The 12,762-nt window shown below is 41.9% G+C and carries 11 protein-coding genes; 4 read left to right on the top strand and 7 right to left on the bottom strand.

The genetic code is table 11. The annotated features are described in order from the left end of the window. The first annotated feature begins 96 nt into the window (after positions 1 to 96). From V7K85_RS15955 to V7K85_RS15945, 3 genes are read left to right on the top strand one after another with little or no spacing between them, the layout of a single operon-like run. On the top strand, positions 97 to 306 hold the full coding sequence (locus tag V7K85_RS15955) for a DUF2997 domain-containing protein (protein ID WP_179067273.1): 210 nt from the start codon (positions 97 to 99) through the stop codon (positions 304 to 306). A gap of 39 nt (positions 307 to 345) precedes the next feature. Next, on the top strand, positions 346 to 732 hold the full coding sequence (locus V7K85_RS15950; protein ID WP_292820798.1) for a DUF1257 domain-containing protein: 387 nt from the start codon (positions 346 to 348) through the stop codon (positions 730 to 732). Further along, the gene (locus V7K85_RS15945) at positions 732 to 1,193 is read left to right on the top strand and encodes a ferredoxin (RefSeq protein ID WP_334814611.1); all 462 of its coding nucleotides are present in this window, start codon (positions 732 to 734) and stop codon (positions 1,191 to 1,193) included. The genes V7K85_RS15950 and V7K85_RS15945 overlap by 1 nt, the downstream gene beginning before the upstream one ends. A 210-nt stretch (positions 1,194 to 1,403) precedes the next feature. Here the strand turns inward: V7K85_RS15945 and V7K85_RS15940 are convergent, their stop codons facing one another. The 3 genes from V7K85_RS15940 to V7K85_RS15930 form a co-directional block, all read right to left on the bottom strand. Further along, complete coding sequence (locus V7K85_RS15940) at positions 1,404 to 1,688, bottom strand: YiaA/YiaB family inner membrane protein (RefSeq protein WP_334814610.1); 285 nt, start codon at positions 1,686 to 1,688, stop codon at positions 1,404 to 1,406. A gap of 358 nt (positions 1,689 to 2,046) precedes the next feature. Continuing rightward, positions 2,047 to 3,723, bottom strand: a complete 1,677-nt coding sequence (locus V7K85_RS15935; RefSeq protein WP_334814609.1) for a DUF4335 domain-containing protein — start codon at positions 3,721 to 3,723, stop codon at positions 2,047 to 2,049. A gap of 249 nt (positions 3,724 to 3,972) precedes the next feature. Beyond that, positions 3,973 to 4,578, bottom strand: coding sequence for a DUF3038 domain-containing protein (locus V7K85_RS15930; protein ID WP_012406938.1), 606 nt, complete (start codon positions 4,576 to 4,578; stop codon positions 3,973 to 3,975). 736 nt (positions 4,579 to 5,314) lie between these two features. Between V7K85_RS15930 and V7K85_RS15925 the strand changes: the two genes are divergently transcribed. Then, positions 5,315 to 6,262 carry a molybdate ABC transporter substrate-binding protein gene (locus V7K85_RS15925; protein ID WP_334814608.1) on the top strand — a complete coding sequence of 316 codons (948 nt, stop codon included), beginning with the start codon at positions 5,315 to 5,317 and terminating at the stop codon, positions 6,260 to 6,262. A gap of 116 nt (positions 6,263 to 6,378) precedes the next feature. Here V7K85_RS15925 and V7K85_RS15920 read toward each other — a convergent pair whose 3' ends face one another. The 4 genes from V7K85_RS15920 to V7K85_RS15905 all read right to left on the bottom strand — a co-directional run bounded on the left by V7K85_RS15920 (position 6,379) and on the right by V7K85_RS15905 (position 12,608). After that, positions 6,379 to 7,029: a Uma2 family endonuclease gene (locus V7K85_RS15920; RefSeq protein WP_334814607.1), complete on the bottom strand. Its 651-nt coding sequence runs from the start codon at positions 7,027 to 7,029 to the stop codon at positions 6,379 to 6,381. A 1,571-nt stretch (positions 7,030 to 8,600) separates the two neighbouring features. After that, a complete protein-coding gene (locus V7K85_RS15915; protein WP_334814606.1) occupies positions 8,601 to 11,006 on the bottom strand; it encodes an endonuclease MutS2 in 2,406 nt (801 codons plus the stop codon). A gap of 197 nt (positions 11,007 to 11,203) precedes the next feature. After that, positions 11,204 to 11,500, bottom strand: coding sequence for a DUF2288 domain-containing protein (locus V7K85_RS15910; RefSeq protein WP_334814761.1), 297 nt, complete (start codon positions 11,498 to 11,500; stop codon positions 11,204 to 11,206). Between the two features lie 70 nt (positions 11,501 to 11,570). Further along, the gene (locus V7K85_RS15905) at positions 11,571 to 12,608 is read right to left on the bottom strand and encodes an AI-2E family transporter (RefSeq protein WP_334814605.1); all 1,038 of its coding nucleotides are present in this window, start codon (positions 12,606 to 12,608) and stop codon (positions 11,571 to 11,573) included. Between the last annotated feature and the right edge of the window lie 154 nt (positions 12,609 to 12,762).

The following is a 12,762-nucleotide window of genomic DNA, read 5'->3' as shown; positions in this document are numbered from 1 at the left end:
AGTTTGTATCTAAGTAAAAATGTTCCTACGGCTATATTTATAGCCTTCTGCTAAGGCAGTACAATTTAAGCGTACTTATCGTGGTTGGCCAAGAGCATGGAGACATTAGAGTTCATAATCTATCCAGACGGTCGGGTACAAGAGAAAGTCACTGGCATTGTGGGTGCTTCTTGCGCTGAGGTTACAGCAGCAATAGAGGCACAGCTGGGGCAAGTACTTAATCATGAGCCAACTTCAGAATATTTCGCCGCGAAGGTGCAGCAATCTAATCTGGCGAATACACACACCACTTACAGCGATTGGTAAGTTTTCACAGTAGTTTAGTGTTATTAATTCACAACCACCATGTCACACTTTAGCCAAATTAAGACTCAAATCCGTAACCTTGATTCTTTGAAAGATGCTTTAACTGAATTGGGCGTAGACTGGAAAGCCGGCCCACGCGAAGTCCGTGGCTATCGCGGTCAAACCCATCCTGCCGAAGTTAGTATTGAGCAGGAAAATGGCTACGACATCGGCTTTAGATGGAATGGCAAAGAATATGAACTGGTGGCTGACTTGCAATATTGGCAGCAAAACCTATCTGTGGACGGATTCTTGCGCCAGGTAACACAGCGTTATGCTTATCAAACAGTTGTCAAAGAAACCGCTCGTGTTGGTTTTCAAGTCTCCGAGCAACAAAAAAATGAAGATGGTTCAATTCGCCTGGTAGTACAGCGCTGGAGTGCGTAATGGCTGATTTTCTGCCGTCGTCGGAAGAACAAGAAGACAACCGTTCCGGTTTGGAACCAGAATTAGGGGGTTTTTTACGGAATGCCCCAGAACGTTCTGGTTTAGAACCGGAATTGGGAGGTGTGCTGCGCCAAAATGGTGTTTATGTTGATGAAATCACCTGTATTGGTTGCAAGCATTGCGCTCATGTGGCGCGTAATACCTTTTACATTGAACCAGATTACGGGCGATCGCGCGTGGTTCGGCAAGATGGGGACAATGAGGAAATTATCCAAGAAGCAATTGACACTTGCCCGGTTGATTGCATTCACTGGGTTGATTACACTGAATTGAAAAAGTTAGAAGAAGAGCGCAAATATCAGGTAATTCCTGTAGTGGGTTATCCGGTAGAACATGCAGTTGCTGCTAGCGAACGTCGGCGTAAAAAACAAAAGTTAAAGACCAAAAAATCCCGTTATTAAGATAAAAACGTTAAATCAATATAACAAAAGGACTGGTATATCCAGTCCTTTTGTTTTTCGTCATATGGTTAATTTATGATGTGTAGATCAGATCAAATGGCAAAAGATAGTATTGTTTTGATATTCCTGAAACGGCTTTTTGGTAAAGTCTTTTAATCCCAAATTGGCAATCCAAAATTCAAAAAAAATCCAAAATGGGTATGACTGCCTTCATTTTAAATTTAGAGGATCGTGTTGTGAAAGCAACTTTTCTACTTTCGCTTCATCTAACCTAGCGGTTAATCTTCTAGTTTCGTGCAAGTCTCTAGTAGTTTTCGCCAAAGTAAAAGTTGAGCCAACAGAGAAGGCCATACCCATACCGATAAAGCCTTTCACCCAGCCATTTACAGGTAAGTTTACAATGCCGAAGGTGGTCATAGAAATAGAAATCACAAAAGCTGCCCAAGTTTGAATAACCCAAGCTGGACTGTCTTTTTGAGTACCAATTGTTTGCATATTTCCTACCTTTAATCTGTGTGATTTATACCAATTCGTAATTCGTAATGACGCTCTCTACGAGACGCTGCACGTAGCTTGCTTCTCCGTAGTAGTACGTAGACTCGCTAACGTAATTCGTAATTCGTAATTAAGAAGCATCAGATTTAATCTGGGTTTCCAGACTTGTATCTGTAGTTTGATTTGGGAGAATTGGTGTTAACAGTGATTGTATTGATTGGTAGGTTTACTGGTATCAATAGTAAGACTAGTTTGGTAACTGGACTCCAAAAGGCAAGCTTAAGAGCAATTGGAGTAAATAGAAACTGGCACAAGGTTTGTACCAGTTTTACAAATGGCATCAAACGGATTAGTTCATTTATTGATCTGGAAAAGTCTGTACCTTGCCATCAGGACTGAGAACAACTCGAATTCTGACATTTTGTCCGCGTTTATTAGCGGAAACAAAAGGTTTACCAACTTCAGGCATCCCAGCGCTATCAACAAATTCTCTTGCTGCCTTATTAAGGGGAAAAATTCGTTCAATTGTGCCGTCAACACTGACTATCAAACTGTACTCTAATGTTTGTCCTAGTCCAGTGGGTGGTTGCCAACGCTTTGTTAGATATTCTCTAGCTTCTGCTACTTGAGGTGTATCAAATAATGTGCCTGTAGCTACTTCTGTGGATGTGGGGGCTTTGCGTGCGTCCCCTAATTGATCGATAAATGGATTATTAGCAGCAGCCCCAGAGGAGGGAAGTTCTGAGGAGGGTTTATCTCCAGGAGAAGGTGGCTGTAGGGAATTAATTTTTTCCTCTAGCTGTTGTGAGTCTAGTGTGGAGGGTTGGGCAGGGGTATTGCCACGATTATTATTGGGTATGGTCTCTAGAGACGGGGGGGAAACTGGTGAGATATTGGATGAGAAGCTGCCTGTTGTAGAAGATAGCCTGGGTGGCAAATTCCGCCGCTGAGGGAGAGTACTAGCTTGGGGACTTAACCCTGTAGGGTTCTGTCCAAGATTTGGTAATATGGCAATTTCTTGGCCTGGGATTTTGCTGGATGGTGCGTTAGCGTTCGCGAAGCGTCTCGTAGAAAAGCTCGCCGTTGGCGAAGCCTCTCGTAGAGAAGGCATCGCTCGATTGCTGCCAAGGGTTGCAGTCTTGCCCTGAGCTATTGTTAGTGCATTATTTGGAAATAGAGGTGGCGGTGTAGAGAAACTGGAACTAGGGGCTATTAGGGGTGCTTGGGGCAAAGTAGATGTAGAAAGTGGAGGAGTGGAACCTAGCAAATTATCTGATCGAGTGGTGAGTCCGGGTTGAGGCGTGGGAAAGTTGAGTGAGGATGAAGGTTCTAAAGCAGTCTTTACTGCTGCTGAATCTGCTGTTTTGGCTGTCTGCTGTTGTTTTTCTCTAATATTGTTAGCATATTGCCAAGTCACTGGTAAAAAACCTACACCTAATACTAATACTGCCGCAACAGGCGCCCAAGTAGGGAACCTCAGACTCGTCGAACTCGTGCTGTTAAGAGTTGGGAGTGCCATGACATCAGTTGAGTATTCATCTAAAGCACTTGCCAAATCAAATAGTTGCAGCAGACTGAGTTGAATTACGCGGCCAGATGAGTGGTTGGCGAGAGAACCGAGAAATAAGTTGTGAGTTAAATAGCTGCTTGGTTCTAAGTATATATTTGCCCCTGGAAGCCGGGTACTAAAGGAATTTAATGTTTTTGTTGAGGACTTTAACTCTGGCTCATCCAGTGCTGTGCTTGACTGCTGAGTACCAGAGAAACTACCCGAAAAGCTTTCTGGAGACTGTTGGAGGAATTGCTGTATGTAGCTTGTGACGGCATCACATAAAGCTTCGAGTTGGTCGCGATCGCCCCGAATTGGAACTCTGTTTTCTTCTGGTAGTCGGGGATCATCAAAATGTAGCTCAAAGCTTAGGTGCTTGAGGACAGTTTTCCCCATCCAACGAGACAGAGGTGAGCTTTGCGCGAATACTTCTAGTGTGCAAGTCGGGGGTGTGTAGCGACGAATGACAGAATTTGATAGAGGCATGGCAGGAACTGCGAGGAAGACTATTTGGGATTTTGCAAAAAGTTGAACCAGTTGCTTGCAAAGAAAAGTTGGAAGGGCGGATTCCTCCACTCAGACCTTTGTCAGGTTATTTCCGTGATAAAAACTGGTGTTTAAGGAGGAAGCAGTGCTGATAGTGCATCGCCCACGAGCTAACGACCATCAAAAGGGTTTTCTGATCGAGCAAACTTTCATGAGCGAATTTTGGTTGAAGAATTTCAAATCTAAAATTTAAAATTTTGTTGAACGGTCTATAAGTGCTAGCCAGAGACGGCGATGCCCACCAGGAGCGCTGTAAAAAAGTAAATCTACAAGCAGTTTTAGGGCCAGGTTAGTTAGTAAATCCGTTGAGATTTTCTCGTCCTCTTCCATCCGCTCTTGGTAAGTGTTGCAAAAAGCATCAATATAGTCTCCAAGTAAAGCAGCCTGGTGAGGTTCCCGATTATTTTCTGCCATTTGTTCCAACAGACCGACAGCGCGGCGAATCAATTCCTGGTGCTGTTTGGCTAAGTAGCAGATGATCAAAACAAGCGATCGCGCTTCTTCGACATCTAGCTTTTTTCGCCCTCCTTGACCTTTGCGTAGGGGATTTGATTGGCGCAGTCGCCATAAAGCTACGCGGTCTGGCACTCTTGATTCTAAATTCAGATCAGTTGCCGCCGAAAGCATAGCCTCTGAACCAATCCCAGTTAAGGTTTCTAGCGCCAACAGCACCAAGTCTAATTGGGTTTTGATATTGTCCCATTGGACTGTGTTTGGGGCTGGAAGCTTGATTAAATCCTCCCACTGGGAATTTGGAGTGGCTGAGTTGGCGGCCGAGTGCATAACTTTTAGCATAGGTGATCAAGCTGATAGAGGATGTTGCTGTTACCCATTTTGAAACCAGACTCTCAAGCATCAAGCTTGGTTTCCCATTGCTATGAGCCAAAGGCTTCACCTAGATTTTTATGTGGTAAACAGTAGGTATCTTTGTCCTACTCTAGATGAAAATTTATTTTGGACAAAGGAGAAAAGTATCAATTCTAGTTAAGGTTTACCCGACTTTCGCTGCTAGCTCCGTACAAGAGTATAAATAAACTATTGTTTTGAATGTTAACCGCTAATTATCGCTAAATAATTATTTAGAATACCTCCTAATTTATTTGCAGTTTTAAATTTTGAAATTTCTTGATATTTATTACTTAGTTTTAATTTATACATATTTACTATATAAATCTTTTGCCTGTTTACTAAAAGGTGCTTCTTGCTGCTGTACATGATCCCACCCCAGTTTCGTTTATGTGCAGCCTGTTATTTCAGGACAGGTTGGGCAACATCAGGACGATTGATGCCTCCATGAAACTAAACACAAACTTAAAAATTTGATAAAGTCAGCATTTGAAGATATTGTCCAATTGATTTTTTCCAACTTGGTTGGTACTATAGCTCTAACCGCAAACCATGTACATATCAGAACTCATTTATAAACTTCATGGGTAGAAGTAATAGTTTAGACATTTACGAAAACCCATACTTAAGTATGGGTTACAGATATTTCACTTAGTAGTAATAGCCACGCAATAATATAACAACTATGAAAAAGCATTTTTTTGCCTTTTCACTGATAGCTTGTGCTGTCGGTGTCACTCTACCAACTCAGGCATTCGCGGTTAAGCTATACGCTGCTGGTAGTTTGCGGGATAGCCTCACAGAAGTAGGTAAATCTTTTAATCAGAAATATGGGATTCCAGTAGAAACGCGATTTGGCCCGTCTGGTTTAACACGAGAATTTATAGAACAAGAATTCTCCAAAACCGGAAAATCCGCAGATGTTTTTGCCAGTGCAGATATTGATAACCCTCAAACACTGTTTGAAGAAGGTTTAAGTGAACCTGTAGTGAACTTCACTAGCAACCGCATGACTGCTGTTGTCAGATCAGGACTTGGTATCACATCAGATAATTTGTTGGACTTTTTGCTAAAACCCGAAATCAAGTTGGGAACTTCGACGCCTGTGGCAGATCCATCTGGCACCTATGCATGGCAAATATTTGACAAGGCTAATCAGATTATACCTGGTAGCTCTCAAATTCTGAAGGATAAAGCTTTGCAGTTAGTAGGCGGTAATCCTAATGCTCCTATAGTTCCTAATAGCAAAAATAATTTAGTCTATTTTCTCGAAGAAACAAAACAAGCAGATATCTTTTTAGCTTATTACACCAGTGGAAAGACTGCCCAAGCAACAGAAGGTGGTGACAATCTGCAAATAATAGAGTTACCTGACTATTTAGCAACGAAAGCTAATTATGGATTGACTACATTGAAAAACGCCGATCCTGATGGTGAAAAATTAGCTGAATATATCCTCTCACAAAAAGGGCAAGAAATTTTGGCAAAGTATGGATTTAGCGCACCCTCTACTTCTATTCCCGAACATCAGGGTGCGGGTGGAATTTTACTGGCTGTAGGTGTAGCTTTAATTCTGAATAAAAAACAAGCATTAGTCAAAAAGCAATTAGTAAAATTAGACCACCACAGGTAGAAAACTTACTAATCTTGTCTTGTTCTGAATCAACCTGATAGTACATTCAATAAGGAAGCAGAATATGAATAAGCTCAATATATTTCCTTTTTGAGTAGCCAGTTCTGACAATTCAACTAAATCGGGCTACTAATTTGCTGTCTTATCCACGCACGAAATGCTTTCATTGTTGCATTTCTGCCATTGGTTTTACTCAGCATCAAATATTCGGGAATCACTTGGTAGATTGCAAGATTGGTGAAAATAGAACTGGTATTTGATCTTATATATTTACTATCGAAAAGCACGTTTATTTCTAACTTACTTCCATTCCATCGCCATAGTTCCGGTACTCTCAAAGCTTGATAATTATTGAAACGAGTGCGAGAGGTAATATCAATTTCAATAGCCAAATCTGGAGGCGGATCGGTTTCTAAATTAATTCTATCTTTGCCCCTAATTTTAGCTTCATTTTGGATATAAAAACAATCATCGGGTTCTACTCCAGCATCCATACTTTCTTTATCAAAAGTTGTAGAACCTAAACTCCAAAATTCCAGATCGAGTTCTTCTAATAAAACTTTTAACAAGTCCCCAATAATAACTTTAGCTACTTCATGCTCTGGTAATGGAGCCATTATTTCCAGCACCCCTTGACTGTAACCTATGCGAGAACTGCGATTGTCTCCCAATTCTGCTAATATGCGTTTGTATGCCGACCAGGAGACATCTTTAATCAACAACTGATGACCGGCTCTAACAATTAGTTGATTGAGTTCAAGTAACATGGCAAATTACCTCCTCTTTATTAATGGCAATACACTTGGTGTGATATTTTGCCCTGAAAGATCCCTTCAACCCATGCCAGTCCCTCCAGTGTGGAAACTAAAAAGAGAGGTCTATTATCTATAATATATATAGCGGTTCTCAATTGCATGGAATACAGACCTAACCCCTAGATTCTTCCCTAGTAGCGTTGGGGAGTAAGATTCAAAGCCTCTCTGCTTTTAGGTTACGGTGTACACTCAAGTCCTAAAATCATTGCCTGATAAGATACAAGCCTTAGTAGGCAAGGTTTTGAGTTTATCAAGCTATTGTCAATAGTGTCAATTTATTGATATAGGCTTAACGGAAAATCAAAGATTTTAAAAATAATTTTCCGTTCTTTTCCCCTATTTGATTTCCAACTCGACTTGTGTCTACACCGTAGCCTTTTAGGAAAGAGGAATGGAAGTGAGGACAGAGTTTATTGCATCCAAACGAGAAGCGCTATAGAACCCATTTGGGATCTATTCTTCCGTCTATAAGTCTTGTGTAAAGCTGGATTTCATACTTTTGCAGCAATTGCTCTATAATTTCCCGCCCTATGACTACTAGGTTGTTTAAAACAGCCTTCTGGCAACACTCATATGCCTAGAAAAGATATCAAATGGGTTCTATAGATGCTCTAGAAAAGAAGTAGCGAGGTCAGCGTACATATAAAATGATCTTGACGGGTCTATTACTAGCGAAAGACGATCTGATCGTCCCTTGTACGTATTCAGTGTTCCACCAAATGTCGTTCAGAAATTGGTTACTTTGCAACACAGTGTGCCAGTTTCCGTTAATGATTTGCACAGCGACCGTAATGCCTTGAATATTTGGGCCATATAAACCGTGTGGTACTGAAAAAAAGCCGTCGCTATTGGTTGTGGTTTGCAGAGTATAAGTACTCAACTTGGTTAACTGGGCTTGGGCGTATGCGGGTTTTGCTTCAAGTGTGGCGAAACTGGCAAAACTCAGACCAGTCCCAGTAGAAACAGGTATGGTCAGAGCGAAAGCTATAGAGAGTATTTTAGGGATTTGATTTTTTCTCATATTCCAAAAGAGATTTTTTTGTGGACAGTTGCAATAAGCTATCTAGCTAGTCCTCAATTTCCTTCAAAAAGAGGCAGGGCAGCAGGGGTTTATTTCGATGCGAAACAGCTTACCCCACGCTACCGCAAAGTCAAGAAAATGAGGATTTTACGAATCTTTTAGGACGTGCTGTAGCTAATTAGCTATGTCAAAGATTTTACTAAATCAACAATAGAATGTATAGAACGTTAAGGTTAAAATAAAGTTATATAATTACATTATTGAATTCTTATAGGACTTACGCACTCGTGACGAAAAACTAAGCCTTTGCGATTACTTCGCTTCGCTCGTAATGACGTAAAATCATAGTCCGTGCGTAAGTGACAAGACTAAAAGTGTGCATTAAAAAACTCTTGTCGGATGGGCGTCTCGCCCGTCCGGTGCGGGCTAGAAGCGCACACCACAAGAAAATTTATTACATCATTTTAGCCTTGCCATGCCACTAGCTATATTTATTGCCACTTTATTTGATGTGAGCAACGGTAACACCGGTGCCGCCATCTGCTTGTTCTGCTGGTTCGTAGTTATTGACTCTAGAATGCTGTTGCAAAAAGGCGTGAACTCCTTGCCGCAGCTTACCAGTGCCGTAACCGTGAATAATCCAGACTGGGCCTGTAGCTTCCGAGATGGCTTTATCTAAAATGTATTCGGCATCAGCCACCCGTTTACCACGCAAATCGATTGTATTTTGGGAAGTCCGAATTTCTGGGACACTTTGCGGTGGTGGCGTTACTGCTACTGGGGCTGGTTTGGGTTTAATAACTGGTTCAGGTTTTTGACCATCTAGAGATTCTACGTCTTGCAACTTCACAGTCATCTTCATTAGCCCAAACCGAACGCTTAACTCTCTATCTTCATTAGGGGCGGTGATCACTTCTGCTATCTGTCCCAGTTTGGGAACACGGAGCCGATCGCCTACTTTGGGCATAAACCCAGCTTTTGGTTTTGCTGGCACTGCTGGCTGATAAAGCTGGCCAATTTGATTCAAAGCATTGGTGGCTTGCTGGGCTTCTTGGGCTGTGGGCGTACCTTTCTGCAAGCGGCGAATCACTTGAGCAATTTCACCTTTTGCCTGGGCGATCGCTTGTTGGACTGCTACTTCCTGTGAAGCCCGTAAACTGCTTTCCCTCTCCTCCAAACTTGCGGCTTTTGCGGATACTTCTTTGTATAAACGTTCCGCTTGCTGTAACAAACTTTGGGCTTCGGCAGCTTTGGTTTCCTGACGGCGGCGTTGCGCTTCTAAGCCAGCAATTACCTGGTTAACTTCATCTGTGGCTTCTCCAACTTGAGTTTTCGCCTCTTCTACCACTTCTGGTTTCAATCCCAAGCGTAAGGCAATTGTTAAGGCGTTAGAACGTCCGGGTATGCCCCACAAGAGACGGTAAGTAGGCGAGAGAGTACTTTCATCAAATTCTACAGAGGCATTTTCAAACCGCTCATCTTCGTATTTCAGGGCTTTTAGTTCGCCAAAGTGAGTGGTGGCGATCGTTAGCTGGGCATGGTTAGCTAAATATTGCAACAAGGCGATCGCTAAGGCACTACCTTCAACTGGATCAGTACCTGCGCCAACTTCATCAAGTAAAACGAGTGCTGAGTTAGAAGTAGGAAGTTCCCCCTCTGCTTCCCCACTCCCCAATGCTTCTAAAATCCGACTAATCCGGCGAATATGACCAGAGAATGTGGATAAACTTTGTTGTAAGGATTGTTCATCGCCAATATCTGCCAGCACTTTATCAAACCAAGGTATTTCCACTGGTTCGCGGGCGGGGACAAATAAACCCACTTTGGCCATCAGTGCTGCCAATCCCAGAGTTTTCAAGGTTACAGTTTTACCGCCAGTATTTGGGCCGGTAATCGTCACTACCCGAATTTGCGGACTAATCAGTAAATCTACAGGAACCACTGGTTGCCCTTGTTCGTGCTGTTCTTGCCACACTAACAGAGGATGCCGTAAATTCCGCAAGGTAATGATTTCATTGTCTTTACGCTGGATAAATCGCGGGGGATTCGCTCCTAGCCAGAAACTATATCGTGATCTAGCGGTTGCCAGATCCAAAGTGGTAGCGATCGCTAACAATCTCTCTAAATCTGGTTTAACTGCGGCGACAAGTTCAGTCAAAACGCGGCGAACCGCTTCTTCTTCGGCTTGCTCTTTTCTGATGATCTGCCGCAGTTGATTGCCCAGAGGCACGATAGAATTTGGTTCCACATAGAGCGTGGCACCACTGGTAGAGGTATCGTGGACAATACCGGGGATGGCATCTTTTTGAGGTGCTTTTACCGGGATGACAAAGCGATCGCTGCGTTGCGTAATCAGTTGTTCTTGAACTGCCCCAGATTTTGCCTGTAAGATATTTTGCAGCTTTTGGGTAATTTGGCTGCGTAATCGCCGCAAGTCTGTGCGAATTTCTCCCAGTTTTTGACTGGCGCGGTCAGTTACCTGGGCCCGTTCATCAATACAACGGTGAATTTCCTGTTCTAGTTCTGGATAAGTCCGCAAATCGGCAACCAAATCAGTCAGTATCGGCAAATCTTCCTGATTGTCAATGACACGGCGCAAATTTCTGGCACCAGCAAGGGTGGTGGCGATCGCTAACAGTTCATCCCCTGTCAAAATTCCGCTGCGTTCTGCCCGTTCTAGGGAATCGCCAATATCTTGAATTCCCTCAAATGACAGTCCCGTGGTGAGGCGACTTTCGAGTTGGTAGACTTCTTTGGTTTGCTGTAACAACTGTTCGCTTTGGGACTGAGAATCGGGTATTTTCAGATGACGCGCAGCTGTCGCCCCCAGCTTAGTTGCCGCAAAGGTGGCAAGGTGCTGGCAGAGGCGATGCCATTCTAATAGTTCTAAGGTTTCAGATTGGATCAAGGTTTCAACATCTAATCTGAAATTATCGTAACAATTCTAGCTCCTAGATGGATAAATCTTAAAGGAGAAAATTTTGCTTTAGTCAAATTTACCAACTAGTGCGTGGCAATAACCAAGTAATAACTGACACATCAAGCTATCTTTCCTTAGAAACTACCCCAACACCAACTGTCATCGAAAACAACACAGGAACTAATTTAAGCAGAGACTATTTCCTTCACCAAAACGTAAGGCTGGACGATAAGAGTATTAAATCGCTTATTGCGATCGCCATTCCATTCTCCGACTTGTACTGTCGTGGGTTTGGTAATTAATTGCTGATCAATCCACTGTTCCACTGATGGAATGTTATCACTAGCGATCGCTACTCCAACATCCAGCAAGTTTAAATCAGGTGCCACCAAAATTACTGCATCTCGTTGTACATGAGGAATTAGCCACTCCCACTCTGCCTCATCCAAAATTTTTGTTAATTCCGCTCTTAAATCCGACATCATTTCCCAATTTGTCTTGGCTAACAAACTATTTTACATTAATTACTACTTTTTCACTTCTAGCTCATAACTAAACTTCTGATTTCATTTCATCAATTTCAAATAAAGATACAATTACTCCAGCGATTGGAATAGATATAAAAACACCTAATAATCCTGCTACTCTAGCGCCTACTAGCAAAGCAAAAAATATCACTACAGGATTAAGATTCAGCGCATTTTGCATAATTCGAGGCGCAATCAAGTTGTCTTGTATCTGCTGAAGGACAATACAAGCTATCAATACTTTCACTGCTAACCAAACACCTTGAGACAAGACAAATAGAGTTACTGTGCTTACTGCTAATGTTGCTCCTATACCAGGAATGATATCAACAATTCCGATGATCACTGACAATATTAAAGCAAAAGGTACTTTTAATATTAAAAAAACTAGAAAAGTCGTACTTGTGAGAAATGCACTTAATAACAACTGACCTCTAAAAAATCCCAGAAATGAGCGTCTGATTATATTTGTAAATCTATTGCGACGCTGTTTTGGTACTATTTTTATGATAAAACTCCACAGTTTTTCTCCATCTAGTAACATAAAAAAAGCCACAACTGCAATCAATATAAAAGTCAGAAAATTCGTCATGAATCCTTGTAAAACAGCCAAGCTAGTAACCAGACTAGATACAGCTTGATTTCGTAATTGTTCTTGAATAAAACTTAAATCTATCTGTAAATTACGGTTTTGCAAAAACCCTTCTAGTCGCTCTAATAGAGGTATTAAAGAATTTACAAAGCCAGTTATACTGTCAATTAATTGTTGTCCTTGAGATAAAACCGTTAAGCCTACGGTAATTATCAGACTGCCAATAATCACAATACTGAGCAAAAAAACTACACCAACAGCTACACTGTGGGGCAAAAAACGCCGCAGCCATTGTACAGGATAGCTGAGTAAAAAAGCCAAAATTGCAGCAAATGTAAAAATAACAATGACTGCTTCAAAGTAGGCTAAAAGTTGTACAATTGCCCAGCCAGAAGCAACTAAAAGCAAAAAGCGGACTAACGCCAGATTATTTAATCGCTCCCAAAAATTTTTGGCTTCAAAGCCGCTCATATGCTGTTTAGGGTGAAATTGATGGTAGATTTGCCTAGCAGTTGCATTTAAGCACAAAGTCTGAGAGCTGATTCGTAAACAAAAGCTTAAGATGCCATTCGCCTGACCATAAGACGAATCAATGATCCATAAATCATTGCTTCACTTAACTCGC

This window comes from Nostoc sp., from assembly GCF_036917615.1.
Lineage (GTDB): Bacteria > Cyanobacteriota > Cyanobacteriia > Cyanobacteriales > Nostocaceae > Nostoc.
The sequence above is the reverse complement of the archived record's forward strand: the minus strand, read 5'-3'. Positions and strand labels throughout refer to the sequence as shown.